The following is a 26405-nucleotide window of genomic DNA, read 5'->3' as shown; positions in this document are numbered from 1 at the left end:
CAAACAGTCTAGGACGAGGCCGCTGGCCTGAAGAATCGATATTTTATATGGGGTAATGATGACCTATTGTAATGATTAAGCAGACTTGGCCCGATCAGGCGCTGATAAATATGCCTTCGTTGCGCGCAGTCAAAGCCTTTTTAGCGGTGGCTAGCTGACAGAATTTCACACGAGCCGCTGAAGAGCGCTCTGCGTGGCGCAGGCGGAATCCATCTATGGCATTCGCGACAGCGCGCTATAGAACCTCAGCCACTTCGGCCGCTCGCAGGTAGCTGAGTATTTGGACTGGTACGGATGGATTGCTCATCATGATATCAACCTAAAAGCCCGATCCAGCAAAGCGCCACACTTTTTCAACGCCAACGCCAACGCCAACGCTTACAACCTCTTGATCCAGCTCGCGCTAGAACATCAGGGCGTCGCCTTGAGTAATCGAGCTGTTGCACTTACAAAAAACAGCAGAGCAATTACGCCGCTCAAAGCGAATGGCAGGGTGCTTAAATGGGCGACCGCCCCAATGAATACAGGACCTATCAGAATGCCCGCATAGCCCATCGAGATGACAGCGGGGATGGCTACCGCTTGTGGCATACGTTGCTGCCGGCCTACAGCGGTAAAGATCACCGGGACAATGTTTGAGCAGCCAGCCCCGACCATGGCGTAGCCAATTAAGGAAGCGGGCCAGCCATCGATCCCAAGCGACACGATCATTCCCGCGGCTGCGCAAAGTCCGCCCAGCGTAACTACGCGCACACCACCTAGTTTACTGACGATGGTGTCCCCTGTCAGGCGACCCACCGTCATCGCCGCCGCGAAGGATGCGTAACCCAAACCGGCGATGCTCGGCTCTAACCCTCGATTCGAGACAAGGAAGACTGCACTCCAGTCAAGCAATGCGCCTTCAGTGAGGAAAACGATGAAGCAGAGCGTCCCTAAAAGCAGCACGATACCTCTGGGCACCGCGAACAATGGCCCACCCCGTTCGGTGCCATAAGTCAGCAAAGCAGGCGCAGCCTTGTAAAGCGATCCCAAAACTGTGGCAACGATACAGACCGCCGCAATTAGTGGATCCAGCCCTAAGGTCAATAAAGCGGTCATAGCGCCGGCGCCCAATATGCCTCCGACGCTGTAAAGTCCATGGAAGCCGGACTGAAGTGCTTGCCCGCTGGTTTTCTCGACGATGACGGACTGTATGTTCATGGCGCAATCAAGCATGCCCATGCTGGCACCGAAGATGATGACAGCTAATACCAGACCAGGCAGCCACACTACGGTGCTCAACAGCGGAAAAACGGCACACAAGACAATCGTCGCCCAAATTACAACCGGGCGGCATCCATAGTGTGCGGTGAGATATCCAGCGAAGGGCATGGCCACAATAGATCCACCTCCGAGGCATAGAAGCAACAGCCCCAAGCCACCATCGTCCAAGCCAGCGCGTGCTTTAACCAATGGAACCAATGGTGCCCATGCGGACATGAGTAAGCCCGCGATGAGGAAGGAGATGCGGGTAGACACCCGTTCGCGGTGGTTTGCCGTGGGGATCAACACCGGCGATGGAGCATTCATGATTCTCGGTTGTCCTTATCGATGATGCTAGCCATGATTACTCGAATGAGACATCGCGGGTTTCATATGTGTGCTGCTGACGCGGACTTCGGAAGACTTAGCGCCTGCACTCATACGTCGCTCTATAACTACTCGGTGCTACGCCAAAGAAGTCGCGATAATGCATTGTGAAGTGACCCTCATGGGCATCCAGGCTATCAACGAAAAACCGCGTGCATATGCGGCGCACAATGGATGTAAGGCTCTGCCGTCGAACTAAAGGCGGCTGGACAGCTTATTGGCAAAGTAGTGGTCGTCAGCGAAAGCTTTGAACATGACGCTGGTTTGATTGTTGTGGGCTCCGGCTGCTGAATGCTGAAACGGATAAAAAGTTGCCCAGTGAAGGGCAACCTTTTAAGCAGTTTTAGAAAAGCTGATTACTTCTTTGCGGTGGTGGCATTAGCCGCTGCGCGCGCGTCCGCCAGCCAGCTGTCGTATTTCGCGCGATGGGCCGCGATCCATTCTTTGGCGTGCCGGGTGATGTCAGCTGCACTTTTTTCACCATTGTGCATTTTGAGATTTTGCGCGCTTTCATCGTCGGTAGTGATCTGCATTTCAGACAGATACTTCACAGCCGCCGGGTTTTTCTCTGCGAACTCTTTGTTGATGACTGCTTTGACACTGTCTACCGCGAAACCAAGGTTTTTACCATTGAAGGTAGTGTTGACATCGTTTTTGCCACCAGGGAGATCCGTACGCGGCACGGTTAACCAAACCACATCTTTACCTTCGACCAGAACACCGGAGATCCACTGAGGTACCCAGGTGTAATAGAGAATCGGCTTGCCTTCTTTGTAACGAGCAATGGTGTCAGCCATCAGGGCAAAATAGGAGCCCTGGTTATTGGAAACGGTCTTTTCCAAGCCATAGGCTTTCATATGGTGGGCAATGACCAGCTCACAGCCCCAGCCGGGGTTGCAACCTGTCAGGTCCGCTTTACCGTCGCCGTTGCTATCGAACAGCTTGGCAATCTCTGGCTTTTTCAAATCATCGATCGAGGTGATGTGATACTGGTCAGCCGTTTTCTTATCGATCATGTAGCCTTGTAGTACGCCCGGCATAATATTGCCGGTTTTCACCATCGTGTCATCGCCGCCGGCCTTCTCGTAGAAAGATTTGTGTAGCTCCTCCCACAGATGAACCGAGAAATCAGCGTCACCATTGGCAATTGCAATCATCATGGTGGAGTATTCGGTTTCCTTCGGAGTCTGAACGTCGTAGCCCAATTCCTTGAGCCCCGCCATTGCAATCTCTCCGCGAAATCGCTCTTCGGCAATTGACGGGAAAATTGGGGTGATCGATACCCCTTTTCCGGGCTCCTGCGCCGTGGCGGCTGATGCGAAAACAGGGGAAACCGCTAGTACTAAAAGCGCCACAGAGTGAATGAATTTCTGTTTTATTCCGAATGTTGTGAAGTTCATTATCGTTTGCCTTGGCTGGATTAGAGAAGTTGGCATTTCTTTGGGTTCACGACGTTCCGCTTAGCGGAGTTGGCTCTCTTTGGGACTGACTTCTATTTTCGTAACAGCGTTTTTTCTCTTCAGGCGATAAATGACACCGGCTGGGCCTGTCTGGTACCAGTGCTCACCTTTGGTTGCCCTGTTACTGCGTTCGCCCATTGCCTGGGTCAATCGGTCGAGGAAAATCGCCAGCAATACCAGCCCCAATCCGCCGACGGTTGCCAAGCCCATATCAAGACGGCCAATTCCTCGAAGCACCATCATTCCCAGTCCGCCAACGGAAATCATTGAGGCGATCACCACCATGGAAAGTGACAACATTAATGCCTGATTCAGACCCGCCATGATCGTCGGTGCAGCTAAAGGAAGCTGAACCCGTCTTAGCATTTGGCGTGGGGTGCATCCGAAAGCGCGGGCTGCTTCGACCTTATCCTCCGGTACCTGGCGAATTCCCAGATTGGTGAGCCTGACCAGTGGTGCTACCGAAAAGATGATCGTGACCAGTACTCCCGGTACGTTGCCGATGCCAAACAGCATCACTACGGGTACCAGATAAACAAATGCAGGCAGCGTTTGCATTGCATCGAGTACCGGCCGCAGAAGCATCTCAAGTCGGTCACTGCGGGCACACAGAACGCCCAGCGGAATGCCAATAACGGCACAAAAAAACAGTGAAGTGAGCACCAGGGCGAGAGTGATCATGGCGTCATTCCAAACGCCGATTATTCCTAAAAGGGTGAGGGTGACGAAACAAAGGATCCCTATTTTCTTCCCTCCTACCTGCCAGCCGAAGAGCGTTGCAATAATAATGAATATTGACGGAGGAATAGCCAACAATCCGAACTGAATACCATTAAGTACTTGGTCTATTGGCCATCTTATCGATCGGAAAACCTCGCGAAAATTATGAACCAGAAAGTTCAGGGCAACTTCTACCCATTGACCCAAAGGGACGTTGATGGATTGAAATGGGTCTAGGAAATTGAATTCGTTCATGTAATCACCTGAATGTCCGAGCCTGGCAAGCCAGCAAATAGAGCCTGTTAGTGTCGGCTCATTGTTTGAAGCAGTAGGCTCTTGGAGATCGTGCCTTTGAACACACCCTGGCGATCGAGCACGGCAACTGGATTAACGGCATCAGCAACGATGTGAAAGACGTCCTGCAGGAGTACATCGTCGCGAAGCGTAGGAGTGGAGTGATCCATGGCGTACGGATGCTCGGCGCAAATTTTGGCGACATCACCCGCCTTGAGGATCTTCGAGGCATCGAAACCTTTGAAGAACGCTCTGACGTAATCGTTCGCGGGGTTGCACAGTAGTTCTTGCGGGGTACCGATTTGAACGACCCGGCCACCCTCCATGATCGCAATGCGATGGCCGATGCGAATCGCCTCGTCAATGTCATGGGAGATGAAGATGATGGTGCGGTGCTGTTCTGCCTGCAGGCGGATCAGTTCGCCCTGCATTTCGTGGCGAATCAACGGGTCGAGTGCCGAGAAGGCTTCGTCCATCAGCAGGATGGCGGGGTCGTTGGCCAACGCGCGGGCCAGGCCTACTCGCTGTTGCATACCGCCGGAAAGTTGGTGCGGATAGCTATAGGCGTGGCCATCGAGTCCCACCTGTTTGAGTGCCTCGAGTGCACGTTTATGCCGTTCAATTTCCGCTACACCCGAAATTTCCAGACCGAAAGCTACGTTGTCGATCACACTCATGTGGGGCATCAGAGCAAACGACTGAAACACCATGCTCATGTCTTTGCGCCGCACGCTGAGGAGATCAGCATCCGATAGACCAGTGATTTCCTGGCCGTTGAGATGGATGGTGCCGGAGGTCGGTTCGATCAATCGGTTGAACAGCCGAACCATCGTCGACTTTCCAGAACCGGAAAGCCCCATGATGACGAAAATCTCACCGCGCTTTACGGAGAAACTGGCATCGAAAACACCAACTACTTGGCCGGTTTTGCTGAAAATTTCATTCTTGTCAGCACCGCGAGCAAGCATCTCCATCGCGAGCTTTGGCTGAGTGCCAAAGACTTTGTAAATGTTTTTTACCGAGAGTATCTCGTCACCAAGACTCATAACCCCTCCTGCTGCAATTACGACGTAAGATCAAGAATTTAGGTGTACGTGTCTTGATCAGTTAAGACGGTGCTTGTGGGGGCAGTCAGAATGGAAGAAAGGTTGGGAATTAGTCATTGTGACCATCCTCTTTATTATGTGATGTTTATTATTTTTGTTTTATCGGCGCTGAATTAAGCAGATCCTTGAGGACCAAGTTATTACCTAATAGGGTCAACGTCTAACAACATTTATTCTGACCAATCAATAACGTCATGTTATCAATCATTTGATTATGTCAATTTGCGACTGTGGCTGTACTGGTTGCGAAAGCGACTGCCACTGGCCCTGTCTTAGAACCTCTGTTTCAGCTACGCTCCAGCGTAGGCTCTAGGTTGGAATCCTCTCGCCGAGCACGTCCCTAACGGCCTTCAAAAGGGCCCCGAACCGGATATCCAATACTTTAGGTTATGGTTAAGCACATCGATCCAGACATGACGCTGCTGAAAATGCCGTCTCTGAAAGCCGTGAAGTCATTCGTAGCAGCCGCCAAATATCAGAGCTTTACGCGTGCGGCAGAAGCACTGTGCGTTACTCAAGCGGCAATCAGCCGTCAGATTCGGGAGCTTGAGGCGTACCTTGGCGTGGAACTTTTCAAAAGGGTGGGGCGGGCGGTCGAGTTGACGGAAGCCGGCACCATTTTTTTTGATGCTGCGCAGATATCGTTCGTCAACATTTCCCAGGCGGCCGAGCGTATTCGTACCAACAATGCAGGCAAGCGCACCCTGACGCTTTGCTGTTCTCCAGCGTTTTCAGCCCTCTGGCTTGCAGCCAAGCTACCGATTTTTTTTACCAAGAACACAGACATCGACCTCAATCTGGTAACCACTCAAAACTTCTTGTCGATGGAGCCGGGGGTAACTCCGGATATCTTCATCACTAAAATGGCCAGGATTCAGGATGGCTACCGCAGTTATCCGTTGTTTCATGATGTCATCTACCCGGTGTGCACGCCTCGTTACAAAGAGGAGCACCCTGAGTTGTCCAGCCTGGAAGGATTGCGCGACGGTGTTTTGTTAAACCTCAGTCCCTATGGCAGATCCCAGGTTGCGGAGCACGTTGACTGGGGCGTTTGGCTGGCTTATCACGACGTTGATATCGAGAAACGCCCCCACGACAGCCCTCACGTCTTCAACGCGAATGACTACAACCTGGTGATTAGCATGGTGTTGACACACCAAGGCGTAGCGCTGGGCTGGAATCACCTGGTCGAAAACCTGGTCGAAAACGGCACGCTGATTCGTCCGATCGAAGAAGAAGTGGTTCTCCATGAAAGTCAGCACTATCTGACATTTCGTGAAGATCGGATCAATGATGACGCTTGTTGTCGGCTCCGAGATTGGATCCTCGCCCAGTTTTCCAGAGATGTTTAGAAGACTATTGGCGGCACAGTGACTCGGATTACAGGGAAGGGAGAGTTGGGTGTGCCGGTGGTGCTCATTTGTGGTTCTCACCACCGGCAGTTTTGCACTTAGCTGACAGATCTTAACGGGATCGTGTCATTGAGTTGCTCAAGCATCGTTTTGCAGTACCAATCATCAAACTGACACACACCAATTTCGCTGGCCACCGACAATGGGCCTGGTTCGTAAGCAGGTGAGTTCACCCCTATCTGTGCGCCTTCCACCAAGGTACGGTCCTGGTCATTGGTCGCAAGCCAGACCTTGGTGAGTCGATCGATGTCGTAGTCGACACCTTCCTGTGCATCCTTCTTGACGATCCATTTTGTAGTGACCATCGTCTCATTCGGGCCGATGGGTAGAACGCGGAAGCTCAACGCGTGATCGCCCAGAAAGTGGTTCCAGGTTGATGGGTAGTTGAAATAAAGCAGCGCACCGATGTTGGCCTCACCGGATGTGTCCAATCGGCTGGCGACCGCAGGTTTGCCATCCATTGTGTAACTGACGGCCCCGGAAAACAGCGGGATGCGCGTCATTCGGAAGCGACCGTCATCGTCCATGACCAATCGGCTAGGCAGGCCTGCCGCCTCGCAGCGATCCCAGTGCTCTTTGAGTTCGAGATCTTCATCACCGCCAGCGCCGCCCACTGATGGGTTGTCCACGAATGAGTGCATCAATTCCGGGTGAGTACAATCGCAGTGGTAGCACTCACGGTTGTTCTCGAAAACCAGTTTCCAGTTGCCTTTCTCGATGATATTCGACTCAAACGCAACTTTGCAGTCGTCCAGGTTATGAGGCGCAACGAAAGGGGTGACGGATTTTCTGAAAGAAGAAAAGTCTGGGGCGACGTCAGCGACGCACACATAGATGTACGTTTCGACGACCTCACAATGTACGGATTTCAAACCGTGTTGAGACTTGTCGAAATCGTCCCCCATGTTCCCGGCGAAAAGCAGTCGGCCGTCCAGCTCGAATGTCCATTTGTGGTAAGGGCACACTAGCTTGGCGACCTTGCCGCTCGCTTCCGGGCACACTTTGGAGCCGCGATGACGGCAGGAGTTGTGGAACGCGCGAATCTGTTTATCTGCGCCACGGACGACCGCGACGGGGTAATCGCCGACTTGCAGCGACAGGTACTGACCTGACTTCTCCAGCTCAAATGTGTGCCCTGCGAAGATCCAGCTTTTGTGCCAGATCTGTTCCAGATCCTGCCGATAAACGTCTGGATCGCTATATAGGGCACCTGGCAGCGCGTGGTCAGTCTTGCGCTGCGCGATAAGATTTGAAACTGCCGATTTAGTGCTCACGGTCAACACACTCCAAAATACCAAGGGGGCGACACGTTCGGCCGGCTCTGTGAGGCGAGGCCAAACGGTCTTGAGTTCGCAGTACCGTTTGTGGATGCAAGCCCATCAAACGTGCTGCTTCTATCCGCGAACCGGAACGTTTTGCCTCGTCCAGGAAGCGTCTTACGAAAAATGTGCCTTCTTGGATGGTGGCGCCATCCGTGCACTCATTCCGTTCGAGTCCTTACTAATGCAGACATTTCTGTAATGCCGATGTTTGCATCAATAGCAATTTTTCTACAATTCCTCATTCGAGCCCGGGCAAACAGGTTCTAACTAATGGAGCGAATGTACGAAAAATACTCTTATCCAATTCGTCGGTAGAATATCGCTGTTGTAAGGCTACGACGGTAATCATGCATCAACAAGAAACATTTACTCTTACCAATGCATAAACAAATGTTATCGATTGGCGTAGTGGTTCTGATGATAAAATCTCAAGCCATTGAAAATAAAGGTAAAAATATTTTTTAGGAGGAGTGGGGCGCTCATCTAGAGATGTATACGCCAGAAATGCACTCTATTGACCGCCTTCTTGGCCCATGCCAGTCTGGATTCAACAGTTAATCGTACTAGTCGGCAAAACAACCTCTGGAGGTCATTTGTGAAAGGCAGCATAAGTGCTCTTTACGAAGACTTGAAACGTCAGATTCTGATAATGGAACTTGATCCAGATGAAGCGCTGGACGACGTTGTTATTAGTGAGCGTTATGGCCTATCGCGAACGCCTGTTCGTGAAGTGTTTAGACGTTTGGCTGGCGCTCGTATCGGCAATGCGTTTTTTCGCCCCCAAAACGGGGACGTGGAGAAACGACTCGAGCAATCCGCTGGACATCATGACGCTTTTATTGAAGCCATTGAACGGCGTGATGAAAGTGCCGTAGTTGATCTCGTGTTTGAGCATGGGGAACTGTCCCGTGAAAACATGGAGATTTTTATCGCGCCTCAAGGCATCAAAGCTGACGCGCGCGTTGATCTTCCACCTAACTCGCATTCGGAGCATTTATCTTGAAATTTGAAGGTATTTACACACCAGCAGTAACTCCTTATAACTCTGATGGGGAGATTGACTGGAATGTGTACTCGGAAGTTTTGGAGTCGCTGATTGAGGCGAAGGTGCACGGCATTATTATCGGCGGGTCGACAGGTGAATATTATGCGCAGACTTCGGAAGAACGCACGGAGTTGGCGGCCTACGCCAAAGATGTGATCGGCACTCGGGTGCAACTGATCGTCAGTACGGGGGCAATTCGTACCGAAGATGCGGTCCAGTACGCCAAGGATGCCAAATCGATTAAAGCAGACGCCATTCTCGTCACGTCCCCGCCTTACGCGCTGCCAACCTCACAGGAAAACGCGATTCACGCGCTCACTATAGATCGCGCAGCGGACTTGCCGATCATGCTTTACAACTATCCGGGGCGCATGTGCGTTTCGATGGACGAAGAATATTTCACGCGTGTCAGCCAATCGAAAAACGTCGTCGCCATCAAGGAAAGTTCCGGCGACATGGGCCAGGTGCATATGCTGGCCCGGCAGTTCCCCAACATCGCCCTGTCCTGCGGATGGGACGATCAGGCCCTCGAGTTTTTTGCCTGGGGTGCCCGCAGTTGGGTGTGCGCAGGTTCCAACTTCCTGCCCAAGGAACACGTAGCGCTTTATGAAGCCTGCGTGATTGAAAAGAACTTCGACAAAGGCCGAAAAATCATGTCGGCAATGATGCCGCTGATGAATGCCCTGGACGGTGGCAAGTTCGTGCAGTCGATCAAGTACGGCTGCGAAGTTTCAGGATTGAAAGTCGGTAACGTGCGCTTGCCGTTGCAGCCACTTGAAGCGGACGAAAAGCAGCGTTTTGCTTCAGTCATTACTGAACTTAAACGTAACGTAGCCAACATTTCTTCGGGAGCCAGCCATGGGTGATCTTCTGAGCAAGGCTGAATATGCCGCTCTGGCTAAAGACATTTCGTTGCCATCCAAGGCGTTCATCAATGGCGCGTTTAAGCCGGCGATTTCTGGCAAAACCTTCGCCACGAACAATCCGGCGACCGGCGACTTTTTAACTGACGTCGCAGCTTGTTCGTCCGAAGATGTCGACTTGGCTGTGAGCAATGCCAAGGAGGCCTTTGAGGATGGACGCTGGAGATCTATTTCTCCTAGGGAGCGCAAAGCGGTTCTGTTGAAGTTTGCAAGCCTACTTGAAGGCCATCAATACGAACTGGCCGTCCTCGAAAGTCTCGATAGCGGCAAACCGGTCAGTGAATGTCAGTTGGTCGACATCCCGGACACCATCCACACGATCCGCTGGCACGCAGAACTGATTGACAAGATTTATGACAACACCGCCCCGGTTGGCAGCGATGCGCTGACCATGGTGGTCCGGGAGCCGATCGGCGTGGTGGGCTGCGTATTGCCCTGGAACTTCCCGCTGCTGATGCTGGCTTGGAAAATCGGCCCGGCGCTCGCTGCTGGCTGTTCGGTCATCGTCAAACCTGCTGAACAAACCTCGCTGACTACGTTGCGTGTCGCTCAGCTGGCGTTTGATGCCGGTATACCTGCCGGTGTACTCAACATTGTGACCGGCACGGGTAAAGAGGTCGGTGAGCCCATTGGTTTGCATAACGATGTCGACATGGTGAGTTTCACTGGCTCTACTGTGACCGGTCGCCGTTTCCTGCATTACGCCGCCGATTCGAACCTGAAGCGCATCGTCCTTGAGTGCGGCGGAAAAAATCCGGCCGTGGTGATGGACGATGCGCAAGACCTGGATCTGGTTGCTCAGCATGTCGTCAATGGCGCGTTCTGGAACATGGGCGAAAATTGCTCCGCGACTTCTCGTCTGATCGTCCACGCGTCCGTTAAAGACGAGCTGCTGAAGCGCATGGGCGCCTACATCCGCGAATGGAAGATGGGCGACCCCCTCGATCCGGAAAATCGCGTAGGGTCGCTGGTCAGCCCTGAGCATTTCGCCAAGGTGAAGTCGTACCTTGAGCACGCCGCCGCCGGAAAGTTTGAAGTTGTTTACGGTGGCACGACCAAAGGCGGTGCCTTTGTAGAGCCAACGGTGATTGACGGTGTGGGTCGAGACAACCGGCTGTTCCAGGAAGAGATCTTCGGCCCGATTCTTTCGGTCACCTCCTTCAACACGATCTCCGAAGCCATTGCGCTGGCCAATGACACGGTATATGGCCTTGCGGCTTCTGTTTACACCGGCAGCCTGCGGCGGGCAATCAAGTTGTCGCGTGAAATTCGCGCGGGCATCGTCACCGTGAACTGTTTTGGTGAGGGCGACGCCTCGACTCCATTCGGTGGCTACAAAGAGTCGGGCTTCGGCGGTCGGGACAAATCCATTTTTGCCCATGACCAGTACACCGAAATCAAAACCATCTGGATCGATGTGTCTGATCGGTCGGATGAAGAGACCGAAAAATGAGCACCCATACCATCAAGCGCCTGCCCGTAGACACCGGGGTTTCAGGTTGGGAGGCGATTTCCGCACGCACTGCGCCTGTCCGCATGCTTGATGGAAACGTGACGGCGGATTGGCTGATTATAGGGGCCGGTTTTGCCGGCCTGTCCGCCGCTCGCAGACTCTCACAACTGCACCCGGGTGACAGTATTGTTGTGGTCGATGCTCATGAAGTCGCCAAGGGGCCGGCGGGTAGAAACTCTGGCTTCATGATTGATGTGCCGCACAGTCTGTCGTCCGGGGAATACTCCGTGGCGAGTGAGTCTGCAACGGCGCTGGAAATCACACAAAATCGTTTCGCGATTGATTTCGCCGCGCAAGCAGCACGCGAGTACGGCATGTCCGCAGACACCTTCAATCCTTCAGGGAAGATCAACGCGGCCGCCACTGAGCGGGGATTGAAGCTGAACGTCAATTACGCCAAATCCCTTGAGCGCATTGGCGAAAAGTTCGAGATGTTTGATGCAGCGCAAATGCGTGAAATCACCGGGTCCACCTATTACCACGGTGGAATCTATACCCCCGGCGCAGTGTTGATTCAACCCGCACAATACATCCGGGATCTGGCAGCAGGGCTCGAAGGCAAAATCACGCTGTTTGAATGTTCTCCCATTATTGAATTGTCGAAGCAGGGAAGCGGCTGGACTGCTCGATCTCCTAACGGGACAGTGCACGCACCCAAGGTTATCCTGGGGGTTAACGGCCACATTGAAGACTTTGGGCATTATCAAGGACGCCTGCTGCACGTCTTTACGTACGCCTCAATGACCGCAGCTTATAGTGACGATGCATTCAGGAAAGAGGTTCCGGGCAAAGCCAATTGGGCTTTGTTGCCGGCTGATCCAATGGGAGCGACCGTTCGCAAGATTTCTTCAGATGGGCTCTCGCGTATCGTCATCCGGACAAAGTTCACCTATGACCCGGATATCCAGGTCACTCCGGAGCGTGTAGCTGCGGTTGCGAAAGAGCAGCGACACTCCTTGGATGCGCGTTTTCCCGAACTAAAATCCACTCCGTTGGAGTTCAGTTGGGCCGGCCGCCTCTGCTTGAGTCGTAACAGTGCTGCAGCATTTGGCGAGATCGAAGAAAACTTGTATTCGGCCTGCTGCGAAAACGGCCTGGGGACGGTTAAAAGTACCCTGGCAGGTGTAATGGCGGCGGAGTTGGCTTCGGGTATACGTTCTGATTTTCTGAACAGTTTCAATCAGGCGCCAGGGCCCAGCAGGCTCCCCCCAAAAATAATAACGAAGCTGGGCGTCAGCTCGGTCATTCGTTGGCATGAATTTTGGGCCGGGCGAGAAGGTTAGTCGGTTTAAATTGTCGGCGTTTCCTATAAAGGCCATTTAACAAGTCACTAATAACAGAGGCTGAAGACCTTCAAGCACGCGGGTTCCAGCTCGCATAAACAGTTTGGTCACGGCGTCAGCGGTTGAGTCTGCGATGCGCAGATTCAATCGTGGTTTGCACAAAGGCTGCGTTTGTTAATGCACAGAAGCGAGGCGTATGTGATCGAACGGAGAGATTTCAGTGGGTGCATGAAAGGTAAAAACCTGCGCTATCTGGAAGAGACTCTGAGTAAGCCGCCCCCTCATGCTCGGGTAGGATTTTTACTGCTCGAGCACTTCTCGTTGCCTGCATTTACGCAAGCGCTCGATACGATTGTCACCGCGAACCTTTTACGGCCCACGTTGTTTTCCTCACGAACTTTTGGGTTGCAGGGAGGAGAGGTCACCAGCGACCTCGGCCTAGTGATTCGACCGGATGCGCTTTTGGAAGTCGCAGCACTTGCGATTAAGGTGAAAGCGTGAACCCTGCGCAGGGTTTTGAAGTGTAAGGTTTCGTCAATGTCAGCTCCACGACTGGCACTCGAGCCGGTAATCCGGGAGAGGCGGCTTTTGCGGCGGCTAAAGCCGGAATGGTGGATATGAACATGAGCTGGCTCTTGATGTCGCGCGATATCGAATCACTGTGAGCTCTGTCGCACCTAGCTGGATTGCCACTGGGGCAAGCACTCCAGAGGATATGAATGCAGCGAAGTATGTCCCGGTTGGCATGGCAGGTCGCCAGGAGGAAGTGGCTGATGCCGTTACTTTCCGTACCTCACCTGAGTCCAGTCACATCACCGGTGAGTTGCTGGTGGTCGATGGTGGCAATTACCTGATAGAGAACAAAGCGCCCAAGTGTTAAAGCGTTGCCCGCCGCAAAAAATTTCCAACGGGCGAGAGTGTGGCGCAATCTGCACCGGAGGTGGGTGAGTGGCGCCCTCCGTTGCAAATCAGGCTGATTCGATCAAAATGGCAATTGCAGTTTTGCCGTGCGACCTCCGTCCACCACAAGCACTTGCCCGGTGATAAAGGCCGATGATTCTGAGGCCAGAAAAACCACTGTCCTTCCTATGTCCGCCGGCATTCCGGTGCGTCCAACCGGGTGAAGTCGCAGGAGGGCCTGACGCGCCGCATGTGGATCAGCTTGGTTGGCGAGATACGCATCACTTAGCTCAGAATTGATCCACCCAGGAGCGATGGCGTTGCAGCGAATGCTGTCCCGTCCCAGATCGACCGCCAAGGCCCTGGTTAATCCATGGAGGCCCGCTTTGGAGGCACAATATGCGGCATGTTCAGGGTTAGAACCTATTCCTTCGATCGATCCAATGTTGATGATGCTGCCACCGCCCCGCTGACGCATCTGTGGCACCAATACCCTGCACAAGAATGCTGGCGCACGCAGATTGACAGCCATCATGCGATCCCAATCTTCCTCGGTCATGTCATCAAGGGATTTTTCGAACATGAATCCGGCATTGTTGACTAGGACATCGACTCCGCCGAGCTGCTCCTGCGCTACTTGCGCGATCAAACCAGGTGACGCCATCGAGGCGAGATCTGCCTCGATGAAATAGACTCGGGGGTGATTTTGCAACTCGGCGTCCAGTGCCTGGCGCTGAGCAATCAACACCGATGCCCCCACCTCAAGCAGTTGTTCGGTAATACCCCGGCCAATACCTCTGCCGCCCCCGGTAACCACTACATTTTTGCCGTTAAGCATTGCTTTCTCTCTTTAGCCTGATATCGGCTTGACGCCTGTGACTTCTACTGTTTCACCAACGATGTACTTCGCCTCGTCGGGTCCCAGAAACGCGATCACATCCGCGATATCTTCGGACTCGGCGATACGGCCTAGTGGCACGTTCTTGTTCAGCTCTTGCACTGCCTTGTCCGGATCCGGGCCTCGACGTTCAAATCCGCTGCGTATCCTGGGGGTAATGATTTCGTGCGGGCAGACGGCATTCACACGGATTCCCAGAGGGCACAATCGCGGCCCAAATTCTTGGTCAAAACCGCAACGGCCCCATTGTTGGTGCAATACACCACGTGGGCGGAGCCAGGATAAATACCCCAAACGGATGATGTATTGACGATCGCAGCGCCTGGTCGGTTTTTCATGTGTGGTATGGGGTTGCAGCGAGGGATCGCCGGACATGTGTTGTGCTCCTGGAGCAGAACATCGGGATTGGTGTTGACATAACGGTACGTCCAATGTTCATGTTGGTCAATTAATGTGACATAGGTGTACATTTTGCTTGCATCTCCAAAAAACCAGGATTAACATCCTTTAAAACAGGGGCTGATCTGGCTCATTCGCGTCGGTAGTCCAATGCATCGATCCATGAGTCCTTGAGGGATTTATGAAAGTGCTCGTAGCGGTAAAGCGCGCCATCGACCCGAACGTAAAAGTTGGCGTGAAGGTGACGTCCAGGTATCGACGCGAATGGCCTGCAAATTGTCTTTATCCCTTTGTGTCGTCGCATGCGAACGCGCTGTTGAGTAGAGTGGTTCAGTAAGATTAAAGGGGCGCGGTGGTGCTTTCTGAATCTTCTGTCTTATTGATATTTGGAAGAGGAGAGCATCCGTGAGAGAGTCATCTGATATTCGTCTAGCTAGCAAGCAAACAGCATTTACTGAAATTCCAATCATAGATATTTCCAAACTTCTAAATGGTGAAAATCCGCTGCAGGTGGCTAGCCAAATAGGTGACGCATGCGAAAAGGTGGGGTTTTTTTACATTAAAGACCATGGTATCGATCAGCAATTGATAGATGAGATGTATGCGCTGAGCAAGGCTTTTTTTAAACTCCCATACGAAGAGAAAAATAGACTTAATGTCGTCAATTCCGGGCGTACGCTACGCGGCTATATACCCATGTATGCGGAAAACGTAGATCCCGCCAATACCCGCGATTTTAAAGAGTGTTTTGATTACGGAGCTCATTACGATGAGGTTTCTCCATTTTTTGGCCCTAATCAAATGCCGGCTGTACTGCCGCAATTCGAGAAGGTTGCCGACGCTTATCATTCCGCTGTATTGAAGCTCGCCAGAACGCTCATCGGCGGGATCGCGCTGAGTCTGGGTATGCCACAAGATTACTTTGAACATCTTCAGCGTAAACCGATCACAATTCAGCGAATTTTGCGTTACCCGCCCCAGATCGGAAGGGTTTCCCAAGAGGAAATTGGTATTGGGGCTCACACAGACTACGGTTTCTTGACTGTCCTGTCCCAGGATGCAGTTGGCGGTTTGCAAGTCAGGAATCGTGCAGGGGAGTGGGTTACTGCGCCACCCGTTGAAGGCACATTTATCGTCAATATTGGTGATTTAGTTCAAACTCTCACCAATGATCGCTACACTTCGACAATGCATCGCGTCATCAACACCAGCGGGCTGGAGCGTTATTCTATACCTTTCTTCATTGATCTGGATTTCGATGCGGTTGTTGAACCTGTGCCAACCTGCGTGAGTGAGACTTCACCCGCGAAATATGAAGCATACACATGTGGTAACCACAAATTTAAGCGATTCGTTGATAGCTACGCGCATCTGAAAGAAATCGAGAAAGTATGAGCGCTCTTCTGACTACGCATGTGCCTGGTTAAGATATCGTTGAGTCTCATTGTGACTTTGAACTCGGGCCGTTTCAGATGCATGTGCGCGAAAGCATGAGGCTCCACATAAAGCGCCTCATGCTAGAAGCTTTAATATGGAGTTTTCAATGTGCCTCCTGTACATGGCAGACCCCGCCGACGCGGAGAAATGGCGGGATAGCCTATCAACACTCACCCCTGAACTTGAGTTCCGCCAATGGCCTGATATCGGCAACCCGGCAGAGGTGCACTACATCTTGACTTGGGAGCCTCTCACCAACTTTGCGGAGCAGTTTAGCAATCTTCGAGTCATCTACGCTGCCGGGGCTGGGGTTGATCAGTTCGATTTGGCCTGCTTGCCTGGACACGTGTCGCTAGTTCGACTGGTAGATAGCTCGATGGCTGACATCATGGCCGAGTATGTTCTGTTTGGTGTGATTGCCTTGCATCGAGACATCCTCACTTATCAAGAGGATCAGCGCAGTGGCCGCTGGCATCCTCGACCCATCGTCCGCGCTTCACAGCGGCGTGTCGGTGTCATGGGGGTTGGCACTCTCGGACGAGCTGCGCTTGATCGCCTTCAACCATTGGGATTTCAGCTCAGTGGCTGGAATCGTTCTTTGAAGGATGTACCTGGCGGAAGCTGTTACGTCGGTCGAGATCAGCTTGATGAGTTTTTAGGGCAATGCGATATCTTGGTAAACATGCTTCCACTAACTCCTGACACAGACGGGATACTCAATGCTGCAAGGCTTGCTTGTCTTCCTCGCGGTGCTGGACTCATTAACGTAGGACGTGGTGCCCACGTGATAGAGCGGGATCTGCTTGAAGCGTTGGATGTAGGCCGTTTGGGAGGTGCTGTATTGGATGTATTGGTACAAGAGCCTCCCTCGCAAGGTAGCCCTGTCTGGAAACATCCGCGCATATTATTGACACCTCATGTTGCGAGCGATGTACAGATATCGGGCGCTGTGGCAGTGATAGTCGAGAATCTCGCCAGAGAAAAAGAGCGAAAGCCTTTAGTGAATGTAGTCGATCGCTCGAAGGGCTATTGAATCCAGGGAAGCATCTGCTCCACGCGAACCACAAGACACGCCTTGGCGTGTCTTGTGGTTTTTCAGAGATGCTCATCGATGCAACAGGCTCCCGCGAGGCAGCGCGTGCAGCCAGAAAGGCAAGCACAGCCGCCACACCGGGCAATGCAGCGCTCAACTCGAATGTCGCTTGATACCCGATCGAGTCAAAGACTAACCCGCCAACCGTTGCGCCCGATGCAGTAGGCAAGCTCACCTATGACGGGTCGCCCGTGAGGTTACGATGAGCGCTTTCGGTAAGTGGCCGATCTACCGACCGCTTGTGGATTTGAATACACCGCTAAGAACAAAGGCGAAACGTTCGGGACGGATAAAAAACGTCGTGCGGTCGCAGCAGCGGCCGTCGGCGAAGTAGGAGGTGCGTTCCATCACCAACAGCGCCGCGCCACGTTTGACTTCCAGCACGTCCGATGATGGCTTTGGATCAGGGCGTGGTTGCGCCTGATCGGCGCCCACAACGGCGGAGAAGAGGCGGGTCGTGAAGGTAGTAGCGGCAAGTAGTTTCATCGAACGTTCCTGGTGGAGAGTCGACGTGCTCGCAGACTTTTTGCCCATGAGCCTTCTGAGGGGCTGTCTCCGGTGCTGCCCAATACCTCGTGTCGATTGCGAAGTAGTTGTGCACATCGATTCACAATATTTTACCAAACACTTCATTGTGTTCTGTAGCCGTCGGGTTCGATTGCTGGCCTGGGCTTTTATCGGCGTGAGCATCCTTCTTCCCCCGTCGTTTGTATGGTCGAACCGAGCATCATTCTTGTCGCTCAGGGCGAGAAGCAACTGTGGGTAGGCGGCGAAGGTTATCCGTATGACACGTCGCGATTCCTGGTCACGTCATTGGACTTGTCAGCCAATTCAGAGGTGCTTGCTGCAAGCCCGGAAAAGCCATGCCTGGGGCTGACTTTGAAACTCGATCTGCGCATGCTGGCTGAGCTGATATCGCAAAGTGACCTGCCGCCAATCCGGGATCGATCAGTTGCGAAAGGGGTAGGGATTGGTTCAGTGACCCTGGCAATGCTGGCGTCATTCGAGCGCTTATTGGCACTGCTCGATGAGCCGGAGTCCATCCCTGTTCTCGCACCCTTGATCCAACGCGAGATTCACTACCGTCTCTCGCAGAGTGATCAGGCGGGCAGACTACGACAAATCACATCCGTCGATGGTCAGGGTTATCGGATCGCCAAAGCCATCGATTGGCTGAAGTTGAATTACACCTTGGCGCTTCGCGTCGAGGAACTATGAGCGCCCAGAGGTGCGCCGTTTTTGGGGGCGTTGTTATGACAAATCTGCGGTAGTTCTGCTTGTTGTAGATGCAACGATATCCGTACTCTCGAGGTGCGTCCTTCTTAAAGGATCAACTCCGTTCATGGCATAAATACATAGCTGCACTGATGGGTTGTCGTGTCGTAAGGAGCAAAAAGGAGGGCGTAATCGATCGGCTTACCCGAGAAGGGCAAGCTATAGCATCAACGTTAGTCATAAGCTAACTGATGGGCACATTTCCAAAAGCCGCTTTTATGATCCTACCAGCTTGAAAGACCATAGCACTGCCATTCCCACCGCCAGTGTCAGGATAGTATTTCGAGTCTTCCACGCTACCCAGGCAGCAACAATAGCGGCAGGTATCTGAGGATTACCGAGCACGAATTCACTGTGACCGTTGGGATACACCACGGCGGGGAGTGCCAATGCCGCCAGCACACTTGCCGGCACATAGAGCAGGGCTCGACTCAGTAGTTTGGGGATTCGCCACCGACCATAGAGTTCAACAAAAGAAAGACGCATAACAAACGTTCCCACACCTATCACCAGAAACATCCCCCACAAAGCCAGATCACTCATCGCGTCTCCCTCTCGATATCGTCAGTACACATACTGCTCAACGGGTTTTTACGAGTGTTCTCGATCAGTAACCCAGCAACAACGCCACCTATGGAAGCCATTACTAATCCAAGGTTGTAGGGCATCTTGACAGCCAATACGGCGATCAACCCGCCGACCACTGCGGCCCCTAAGCTCGCCGCTCCACGTAGGTTGGGGACGAGGAGCGCTAAAAACGACAGGGGGATGGCAAAGCTCAATGACCACGACTCAGGAATGCTTGCACCCAAAACGACCCCAGCTAATACCGATAGCTGCCAAGCTAGCCACATGGCAACAGCAGTACCGGCATAAAAATGATGTGCGAATCGACCTAATTCACCCGACGAAAACTTTAGGCTGCAAAGTGCGAAAGATTGATCAGAAATCAGGTAGGACATAGGCCATGTCCAGCGACGGGGCAAGTGGTGCAGGTGAGGGGCTAACGAAGCGCTGTACATGATGAAGCGCAAGTTAATGATCAAGGCTGTGACCGCTATCGCCACCGGCAAGACGCCATTATGTAGCAGCTGGAGTGCAACCATTTGAGCAGATCCAGAATAAAACAGCAGCGTCATACCCATCGTCATACCAGGCGACATTCCCATTTCGATAGCCATCACACCGGTAATCAGCCCGAATGGAATCACTCCAGGAGTCAATGGAATGAGCGTTCGAACGCCGTGCATAAAAGCTTCCATTCCAGTTCGGTACTGCATTTGGTTTCCTTATTGTTTCTGGGCAGCTGGTATGGCCAACGGCACGTTGCCTGTTCCAGGACTGGAAATGGGGAGGATTCAGGTTGTCACACCAATCTGGATCTGACGTCAGCTGTGCCGGACTTTCGGTTGACTGGGGCTGCGTAGGGCTTCGTGGAGTAGAGTGTAGGCGCCGGAAGACGATGGGCAGAACCGACTTTTTTTTCCAGAAAACAGGTACTTTTTGTTATGGCAAGAAACTCCCAGCCTGATCAGGCACTAATGAAAATGCCGTCGTTCAAGGCCATGAGGTCATTCGTTGCCGCCGCCAAATATCGGAATTTCACCCGGGCGGCAGAAGCATTGTGCGTCACCCAGGCAGCAATAAGTCGCCAGATTCGCGAGCTGGAAACTTATCTGGGTACAGAGTTGTTCATTCGTACCGGGAGAGAGGTCAAGTTGACCTCCTCGGGGACAACTTTGTTCGATGCTGCACAGCTATCGCTACTCAATATTTTTCAAGTGACTGAACGAATTCGCAGAGAAAAAAGCGACAAGCGCTCCCTCACGTTGTGCTGCTCCCCGGCTTTATCAGCGCTTTGGCTATCGCACAAACTGAAAGACTTTTTCAGTACCAATCCTGATGTCGACCTGAACGTCATCACAACCCAGCATTTTCTGGTCATGGAGCCTGGTATCAATCCAGACATCTTTGTTACCAAGACGATAGATCTTCGCCCCGGTTATCTACGCGTACCGCTGTTTCATGAGGTTGTCTATCCCGTGTGCACACCTCGTTTTCTTGAGGCTCATCCTGAAATACGGACGCTTGAAGGCATGCGACGTAACACTCTACTGGACTTGAACCCTTATGGCCGTTCACAACTGTCGGAGCAGGTCGACTGGAACGTATGGTTCGCTTTTCAATCCCACGATCTACAGATACCGGCAGCGCAAAGTCCGCACTACTTCAGCAGCAATGATTACAGCCTTCTCATACAAATGGCGTTGGATGATCAAGGGCTCGCTCTAGGGTGGGATCATCTAGTCCGACATTTGGTCAAGCAGGGGCATCTGGTTCGTCCTGTAACCGAGGAGCTGGCGCTCAGGGAGTCAGTGCAGTACCTGATGATCAATGAGAAGAAGGAAGATGATCCTGCTTGTCGAGACTTCAAGGACTGGCTAATCACTCAATTCAAAACATAGAGCCGCGAGCTGCGCGGATAAGAGGCGTCAACCAGATGAGTTTTTCGTTCGTACTGATTACGTCCAAAGCACCGCGAACGTTTTCGACAAACTCAGCTGATCCGCGCTGCAGCACTCACAGAATCGTTCCAATGGTTCGTCCATGTCGAATGTCTGTAGACTCTGAGCTGCCGATCAGAAGCGGGGATTCGCCATATCCGCAAGCCGAACGATGTGGCTCGGCAAACGCCGAGCCACTCAAAAAGGCCTAGGCGATTTTTACATTCATCGTGATTTTGGCAGCGAAAACTTTCACGCCACCCTCGTCGAAGATATCAACCGGTACGAACTTGTCGCCACCGGATTCCCAGTCAATGCCAGTGCCATCGGCGACTGCGCGAATCACCCACTAACGCACTTAACCGTTGAGGATCACCCGAAGAGGATGTTGCGTCGGTCGTGCTGTTCCTTGCCTGCAAGGATGCACAGTTCCTTGCAGGCTACAGCCTTACTCCGTGTGGAGGCCAAATCATCGACAGCGCACGCTTACAGTTATGTCCAATTTCCGAGCTTTTTCTCCACTGAAACCGTAAGACATGCCCTGGCGTGTCTTACGGTTACTTTAAGCAATGCTTACCGATGCAACAGGTTCCCGCGATGCTGCGCGTGCAGCCAGGAGGGCAAGAACGGCTGCCACGCCTAGCAAAGTTGCGCTCAATTCGAAGGTCGCTTGATAGCCGCTCGAGTCGAAAACCAGCCCGCCAACGGTTGCCCCAGATGCAATGGCCAGTTGGATGATCGCCACCATTAAGCCGCCTCCTGCTTCAGCTGCGTTTGGTAGCGTTCTGGCCAGCCATGTCCACCATCCTACGGGCGCTGCAGTCGCAACCAGTCCCCATAGGCCAAGCAAGACGGTCGTGGTGGCCGCTGAGCTACCGAATGAAACTAGCGCCAGTGCAATCACCGCCATCAATATTGGGATAACGATGAGGGTTCGATGCAGGCCGTTTTTCAAGAATGCTTCAATCAGGAAGGTTCCCGCGAGGCCCGCCAGACCCAGGACGAGCAACATCAGCGACAGAATGGACACACTGACGTGCGTTACCGTTTCAAGAAACGGGCGCAAATAAGTAAACAGCATGAATTGGCCCATGAAAAAGACGCTGACCGCCACCATGCCTAAAGCGACGGGCATGCTTTTCATCAGCCTAAAGACGTTTCCTGTGCCTGAGCCGCTGTGCGATTTCATCGCTGGAAGACTTAACGACAGCCAGACACCGGCGACTATCGCGACAGGGATCACGCACAAGAATGCACCGCGCCAGCCAATCAAGGCACCGAGAAAACTACCCAATGGCGCTGCGATCACTGTCGCCAAAGCGTTGCCGCTGTTGACGATTGCCATGGCCCGAGTGACCTGGTCATCAGGTACCAGACGCATGGCCGTCGCCGCCGATAATGACCAGAATCCGCCGATTGCCACTCCGATCAGTGCACGTCCGACCATGAAGACCGAGTAGTTCGGGGCGAACGCGACCACTGTTCCAGAGAGGATCATCATCAGTGTCAGAGAAAGAAGCAACGGCTTACGGTCAACCCGCGTCGCTACCAGCGGTATAAGCAGGCTGGTGAACAAGGCAAACAGCCCAGAGACGGAAATTCCCTGACCGGCTTGCCCTTCGGTGATATGCAAATCTGCGGCGATCGGTGTCAGCAGGCTGACGGGCATGAACTCAGATGCCACGAGCACGAAGGCGGCGAGCGACATGGCGAATACTGCACCCCATGATTTATGGGTTGCAGGGAGTAGGTGATCAGTCATTGCTTGAATCCTGTATTGCTCGAAGCATCGTAGCCCTGAGGGCGAGGCTACGAGAGAATTGATGCCCGGCTGGCACCAACCGGGCTACTTCAGGTTGCTTTTGAAGAACGTGGTCAACTTGGCGAATGGAATGAGGCTGACCCGGTCATAAAGATCCACGTGTCCGGCATCTGGAATAATGAGCAGCTCTTTAGGCTCGGCAGCCCGCTGGTACGCATCCTCACTGAACTCGCGTGAGTGGGCTTGGGCACCAGCAATGATCAGCAATGGACGCGGAGAGATGGTCTCGATGTCATTGAACGGATAGAAGTTCATGAACTTCACATTGCTGGTCAGCGTCGGCATGGTTGTAGTCTGCGGCGTTGCGCCTGCCGGAGTGACCTCACCTCGAGGGGTGCGATAGAAGTCGAAGAACTCGTCTCCTATTTTATTGCCGGTCAGTTTGAGGGGCGTGCCGCTGGTGTAGCGGATTTCGCCACCTCGGTATTCCGCATAGCGTTGTTCGGACGCTTCTCGAATGATCTGCTGGCGCTGTTCGAGAGTCACTGTGTGTTTGAGTCCGTTTCGGTTGGCCGCCCCCATGTCATACATGCTGACAGTGGCGATTGCCTTCAGGCGTGGATCAATTTTGGCTGCACTAATAGTGAAGCTCCCACTGCCACAGATGCCAATGACACCGATACGTTCACGGTCGACAAATGGTCGTGTTCCGAGGAAATCTACGGCGGCGCTGAAGTCTTCTGCGTAGATATCTGGCGAGACTGCTTGGCGAGGTGTGCCTTCGCTCGCGCCCCAGAAAGACAAGTCCAGCGAAAGCGTGACAAAGCCCTGCTCGGCCATTTTGGTGGCGTACAGGTTCGCACTCTGCTCTTTCACCGCCCCCATGGGATGGCCAACGATGATGGCGGCATTTTTCGCTATGGGGTCGAGGCCCTTCACGGTGAACAGGTTACCCGCCACGTTCATGCCGTATTGATTCTTGAAGGTGACCTTTTCAACGGTCACTTTATCGCTTTTGTAGAAATTGTCTGCGCCGTTCGACACATCGGCTCCTATTGAAGAAAAAGAGGTAACGAGCAGCCCCAGGGCTAGCAAAGTTCCTTTCATCGGACATTCCTTTCGATTGCATGGTTGTTCGCTGGAGTTTTTGACTCAGGCGTTTAGTCAGCCAGCGTTGCGTTGTCGATCACGAAGCGATATTTGACGTCGCCCTTGAGCATTCGCTCATAGGACTCGTTTATCTGATCGGCTCGAACCAGTTCGATGTCGGCGACGATGCCGTGCTCGGCACAGAAATCCAGCATCTCCTGGGTCTCGGGAATGCCGCCGATCATCGAGCCGGCAATCGTTCGGCGCTTCATGATCAGATTGAATACGTTAGGCGACGGGTGCGGTGATGCGGGCGCACCGACGAGAGTCAGCACGCCATCGCGCTTGAGCAGCACCAGGAAAGCATCGAGATCGTGCGGGGCTGCGACGGTGTTGAGAATGAAGTCGAAGCTCTTGGCATGCGCGGTCATTTCTTCGGCATTGCGCGACACGACAACCTCGTCGGCACCCAATTGCTTTGCCGCCTCGCGCTTGGACTCCGAGGTGGTGAACGCCACTACATGGGCGCCCATCGCGTGGGCCAGCTTAATGCCCATGTGACCTAGGCCACCGATGCCGACTACGCCAACTTTCTTACCCGGCCCGGCGTTCCGTTGACGGAGTGGGGAGTAGGTGGTGATGCCCGCACACAACAGCGGCGCAACGGCAGCCAATTGGTCTTCGGGATGGCGGATGCGCAGTACGTAACGTTCATGCACCACGATGTTTTGCGAGTAGCCGCCGAGTGTCCAGCCGGGTAAATCCAGGGTCGGGAAGTTGTAGGTGCCGACCATGTCGTCGCAGTAATTTTCCAGGCCCGTGGCACAGTCATCACAGTGTTTGCAGCTGTCGACGATGCAACCGACCCCGACGAGATCACCGACGGTGAAGTCCGAAACATGCGCACCCACTGCTGATACGCGGCCAACAATTTCATGCCCTGGTACGCAGGGGAATTGCGTGCCTGCCCACTCGGCACGCACTTGATGCAGATCCGAATGGCAGATACCACAAAAGGCGATATCGATCTGTACGTCATGGGCAGCAGGTGCACGGCGGCTGATCTGCAACGGCTCAAGCGGTTTGTCGCCCGCGTGAGCACCATAGGCTTTTACATGCATGGGAAAGTCCTGAATGGCGGTGTCGGATGATCATTTTCCGGATCTGCCCAGAGACTCTGTAGAGCATTCCGTTTGATTACTTGCCTGATCCTATGAGTCTTGGCTTTTTGCAGGACGGTCGCCAGCTGGCGAGTTAGAGTTCAGCGAAGAGGTACAAGACGAACATGACGATCAAACACGAAACCGCAGCTGGATACACATCCCCCCAAGAAGCGCTTGCGCATACCATTGGTACTCGAATCGCAAAGCCTGGTGACTGCGCGACTTCGATTGCTGGCCTGGGCTTTTATCGGCGTGAGTATCCTTCTCCCCCGTCGTTTGCATGGTCGAGCCGAGCGTCATTCTTGTCGCTCAGGGCGAGAAGCAACTGTGGGTAGGCGGCGAAGGTTATCCGTATGACACGTCGCGATTCCTGGTCACGTCATTGGACTTGCCAGCCAATTCAGAGGTGCTTGCTGCAATCCCGGAAAAGCCATGCCTGGGGCAGACTTTGAAACTCGATCTGCGCATGCTGGCTGAGCTGATATCGCAAAGTGACCTGCCGCCAATCCGGGATCGATCAGTTGCGAAAGGGGTAGGGATTGGTTCAGTGACCCTGCCAATGCTGGCGTCATTCGAGCGCTTATTGGCACTGCTCGATGAGCCGGAGTCCATCCCTGTTCTCGCACCCTTGATCCAACGAGAGATTCACTACCGCCTCTTGCAGAGTGATCAGGCGGGCAGACTACGACAAATCACATCCGTCGATGGCCAGGGTTACCGGATCGCCAAAGCTATCGATTGGCTGAAGTTGAATTACACCTTGGCGCTTCGCGTCGAGGAACTGGCGGCCCGAGTGCAGATGAGCACACCGACCTTTCACCACCACTTTCGTCAACTCACCGCAATGAGCCCCTTGCAGTACCAGAAATGGCTGCGATTGAACGAGGCGAGACGATTGATGCTCAATGAACACCAGGACGTATCCAGTGCGGCTTTCAAGGTCGGCTATGAAAGCCCGTCCCAGTTCAGTCGCGAATACAGCCGGTTGTTTGGCATACCCCCCAAGCGGGATATTGCGGTGTTGCGAGGGCAGGGGTAGCGGCATAAATGCGCGCATGAGTGGCATTTGAATGGAGAGAGCGCTTGTTGGTTGAGAAACTGTCGACTTGCTCTTGATACACCCTGAAAAACAAGTCCAGAATTAAGTCATTCCTGCTTCAGGAATAAACGAACCCCCT

At 53.2% G+C, this 26405-nt stretch carries 21 protein-coding genes and 7 pseudogenes; 12 read left to right on the top strand and 16 right to left on the bottom strand.

What is annotated here, in order from left to right; translation table 11 throughout:
* Nucleotides 1-411 precede the first annotated feature (411 nt).
* The 4 genes from ACEN9A_RS14775 to ACEN9A_RS14760 all read right to left on the bottom strand — a co-directional run bounded on the left by ACEN9A_RS14775 (nt 412) and on the right by ACEN9A_RS14760 (nt 5149).
* The gene (locus tag ACEN9A_RS14775) at nt 412-1569 is read right to left on the bottom strand and encodes an MFS transporter (RefSeq protein ID WP_413386378.1); all 1158 of its coding nucleotides are present in this window, start codon (nt 1567-1569) and stop codon (nt 412-414) included.
* 416 nt (nt 1570-1985) lie between these two features.
* Nucleotides 1986-3029 (bottom strand): glycine betaine/L-proline ABC transporter substrate-binding protein ProX, encoded by a 1044-nt coding sequence (proX, locus tag ACEN9A_RS14770; protein ID WP_413386376.1) that lies wholly within the window; start codon nt 3027-3029, stop codon nt 1986-1988.
* Between the two features lie 60 nt (nt 3030-3089).
* A complete protein-coding gene (gene proW, locus ACEN9A_RS14765) occupies nt 3090-4103 on the bottom strand; it encodes a glycine betaine/L-proline ABC transporter permease ProW (RefSeq protein ID WP_413386517.1) in 1014 nt (337 codons plus the stop codon).
* An 8-nt stretch (nt 4104-4111) separates the two neighbouring features.
* Entirely contained in the window at nt 4112-5149 is a 1038-nt protein-coding gene (locus tag ACEN9A_RS14760) for a quaternary amine ABC transporter ATP-binding protein (protein ID WP_413386373.1), read from the bottom strand.
* Between the two features lie 449 nt (nt 5150-5598).
* On the opposite strand from ACEN9A_RS14760, the gene ACEN9A_RS14755 reads away from it, so the two are divergent.
* Nucleotides 5599-6561 (top strand): LysR family transcriptional regulator, encoded by a 963-nt coding sequence (locus tag ACEN9A_RS14755; protein WP_413386370.1) that lies wholly within the window; start codon nt 5599-5601, stop codon nt 6559-6561.
* 98 nt (nt 6562-6659) lie between these two features.
* Here ACEN9A_RS14755 and ACEN9A_RS14750 read toward each other — a convergent pair whose 3' ends face one another.
* Nucleotides 6660-7895: an aromatic ring-hydroxylating oxygenase subunit alpha gene (locus ACEN9A_RS14750; protein WP_413386368.1), complete on the bottom strand. Its 1236-nt coding sequence runs from the start codon at nt 7893-7895 to the stop codon at nt 6660-6662.
* A gap of 643 nt (nt 7896-8538) precedes the next feature.
* Here ACEN9A_RS14750 and ACEN9A_RS14745 point away from each other — a divergent pair.
* The 6 genes and pseudogenes from ACEN9A_RS14745 to ACEN9A_RS14720 form a co-directional block, all read left to right on the top strand.
* The gene (locus ACEN9A_RS14745; RefSeq protein ID WP_413386366.1) at nt 8539-8946 is read left to right on the top strand and encodes a GntR family transcriptional regulator; all 408 of its coding nucleotides are present in this window, start codon (nt 8539-8541) and stop codon (nt 8944-8946) included.
* Complete coding sequence (locus tag ACEN9A_RS14740; RefSeq protein WP_413386364.1) at nt 8943-9854, top strand: dihydrodipicolinate synthase family protein; 912 nt, start codon at nt 8943-8945, stop codon at nt 9852-9854. Before ACEN9A_RS14745 ends, ACEN9A_RS14740 begins: the two co-directional genes overlap by 4 nt.
* Nucleotides 9847-11364, top strand: coding sequence for an aldehyde dehydrogenase (locus ACEN9A_RS14735; protein ID WP_413386362.1), 1518 nt, complete (start codon nt 9847-9849; stop codon nt 11362-11364). The genes ACEN9A_RS14740 and ACEN9A_RS14735 overlap by 8 nt, the downstream gene beginning before the upstream one ends.
* Complete coding sequence (locus ACEN9A_RS14730; protein WP_413386360.1) at nt 11361-12707, top strand: NAD(P)/FAD-dependent oxidoreductase; 1347 nt, start codon at nt 11361-11363, stop codon at nt 12705-12707. Before ACEN9A_RS14735 ends, ACEN9A_RS14730 begins: the two co-directional genes overlap by 4 nt.
* Before the next feature lie 177 nt (nt 12708-12884).
* Nucleotides 12885-13187: pseudogene (locus ACEN9A_RS14725) on the top strand (GlxA family transcriptional regulator); the annotation flags it as partial.
* A 53-nt stretch (nt 13188-13240) separates the two neighbouring features.
* A pseudogene (locus ACEN9A_RS14720) lies at nt 13241-13587 on the top strand (SDR family oxidoreductase); the annotation flags it as partial.
* 102 nt (nt 13588-13689) lie between these two features.
* Here the strand turns inward: ACEN9A_RS14720 and ACEN9A_RS14715 are convergent.
* The 3 genes from ACEN9A_RS14715 to ACEN9A_RS14705 are packed head-to-tail and all read right to left on the bottom strand — an operon-like array spanning nt 13690 to nt 14843.
* Nucleotides 13690-14445, bottom strand: a complete 756-nt coding sequence (locus ACEN9A_RS14715) for an SDR family NAD(P)-dependent oxidoreductase (protein WP_413386358.1) — start codon at nt 14443-14445, stop codon at nt 13690-13692.
* Nucleotides 14446-14457: 12 nt separating this feature from the next.
* Nucleotides 14458-14691 (bottom strand): SDR family oxidoreductase, encoded by a 234-nt coding sequence (locus tag ACEN9A_RS14710; protein ID WP_413386356.1) that lies wholly within the window; start codon nt 14689-14691, stop codon nt 14458-14460.
* On the bottom strand, nt 14688-14843 hold the full coding sequence (locus tag ACEN9A_RS14705; RefSeq protein ID WP_232291327.1) for an SDR family NAD(P)-dependent oxidoreductase: 156 nt from the start codon (nt 14841-14843) through the stop codon (nt 14688-14690). Before ACEN9A_RS14705 ends, ACEN9A_RS14710 begins: the two co-directional genes overlap by 4 nt.
* Before the next feature lie 466 nt (nt 14844-15309).
* Between ACEN9A_RS14705 and ACEN9A_RS14700 the strand changes: the two genes are divergently transcribed.
* The gene (locus tag ACEN9A_RS14700; protein WP_413386354.1) at nt 15310-16299 is read left to right on the top strand and encodes an isopenicillin N synthase family dioxygenase; all 990 of its coding nucleotides are present in this window, start codon (nt 15310-15312) and stop codon (nt 16297-16299) included.
* 136 nt (nt 16300-16435) lie between these two features.
* The gene (locus ACEN9A_RS14695; protein ID WP_413386352.1) at nt 16436-17374 is read left to right on the top strand and encodes a 2-hydroxyacid dehydrogenase; all 939 of its coding nucleotides are present in this window, start codon (nt 16436-16438) and stop codon (nt 17372-17374) included.
* A gap of 64 nt (nt 17375-17438) precedes the next feature.
* On the opposite strand, the pseudogene ACEN9A_RS14690 reads toward ACEN9A_RS14695, so the two are convergent.
* Together ACEN9A_RS14690 and ACEN9A_RS14685 are read right to left on the bottom strand one after the other, a co-directional pair.
* Nucleotides 17439-17609 (bottom strand): annotated as a pseudogene (locus tag ACEN9A_RS14690) (MFS transporter); the annotation flags it as partial.
* A gap of 53 nt (nt 17610-17662) precedes the next feature.
* Nucleotides 17663-17875, bottom strand: a pseudogene (locus ACEN9A_RS14685) (UTRA domain-containing protein); the annotation flags it as partial.
* Between the two features lie 216 nt (nt 17876-18091).
* Between ACEN9A_RS14685 and ACEN9A_RS14680 the strand changes: the two are divergent.
* Nucleotides 18092-18649 (top strand): annotated as a pseudogene (locus tag ACEN9A_RS14680) (AraC family transcriptional regulator); the annotation flags it as partial.
* Nucleotides 18650-18925: 276 nt separating this feature from the next.
* Here ACEN9A_RS14680 and ACEN9A_RS14675 read toward each other — a convergent pair.
* Together ACEN9A_RS14675 and ACEN9A_RS14670 are read right to left on the bottom strand one after the other, a co-directional pair.
* The gene (locus tag ACEN9A_RS14675) at nt 18926-19252 is read right to left on the bottom strand and encodes an AzlD domain-containing protein (RefSeq protein WP_413386350.1); all 327 of its coding nucleotides are present in this window, start codon (nt 19250-19252) and stop codon (nt 18926-18928) included.
* Nucleotides 19249-19989, bottom strand: coding sequence for an AzlC family ABC transporter permease (locus ACEN9A_RS14670; protein ID WP_413386348.1), 741 nt, complete (start codon nt 19987-19989; stop codon nt 19249-19251). Before ACEN9A_RS14670 ends, ACEN9A_RS14675 begins: the two co-directional genes overlap by 4 nt.
* A gap of 228 nt (nt 19990-20217) precedes the next feature.
* Here ACEN9A_RS14670 and ACEN9A_RS14665 point away from each other — a divergent pair, with 228 nt between their 5' ends.
* Nucleotides 20218-21174, top strand: coding sequence for a LysR family transcriptional regulator (locus tag ACEN9A_RS14665; protein ID WP_413386346.1), 957 nt, complete (start codon nt 20218-20220; stop codon nt 21172-21174).
* A 247-nt stretch (nt 21175-21421) separates the two neighbouring features.
* On the opposite strand, the pseudogene ACEN9A_RS14660 reads toward ACEN9A_RS14665, so the two are convergent.
* The 4 genes and pseudogenes from ACEN9A_RS14660 to ACEN9A_RS14645 all read right to left on the bottom strand — a co-directional run.
* A pseudogene (locus ACEN9A_RS14660) lies at nt 21422-21556 on the bottom strand (DUF4442 domain-containing protein); the annotation flags it as partial.
* Nucleotides 21557-21775: 219 nt separating this feature from the next.
* Nucleotides 21776-22975: an MFS transporter gene (locus tag ACEN9A_RS14655; protein WP_413386344.1), complete on the bottom strand. Its 1200-nt coding sequence runs from the start codon at nt 22973-22975 to the stop codon at nt 21776-21778.
* Nucleotides 22976-23059: 84 nt separating this feature from the next.
* Nucleotides 23060-24082, bottom strand: a complete 1023-nt coding sequence (locus tag ACEN9A_RS14650; protein WP_413386341.1) for an alpha/beta hydrolase — start codon at nt 24080-24082, stop codon at nt 23060-23062.
* A 53-nt stretch (nt 24083-24135) separates the two neighbouring features.
* On the bottom strand, nt 24136-25185 hold the full coding sequence (locus ACEN9A_RS14645; RefSeq protein WP_413386339.1) for an NAD(P)-dependent alcohol dehydrogenase: 1050 nt from the start codon (nt 25183-25185) through the stop codon (nt 24136-24138).
* Nucleotides 25186-25349: 164 nt separating this feature from the next.
* On the opposite strand from ACEN9A_RS14645, the pseudogene ACEN9A_RS14640 reads away from it, so the two are divergent.
* A pseudogene (locus tag ACEN9A_RS14640) lies at nt 25350-26266 on the top strand (AraC family transcriptional regulator).
* Nucleotides 26267-26405 lie beyond the last annotated feature (139 nt).

This window comes from Pseudomonas sp. Pseusp18 (genome assembly GCF_059506005.1).
This window is presented reverse-complemented; position numbering and strand designations above follow the sequence as displayed.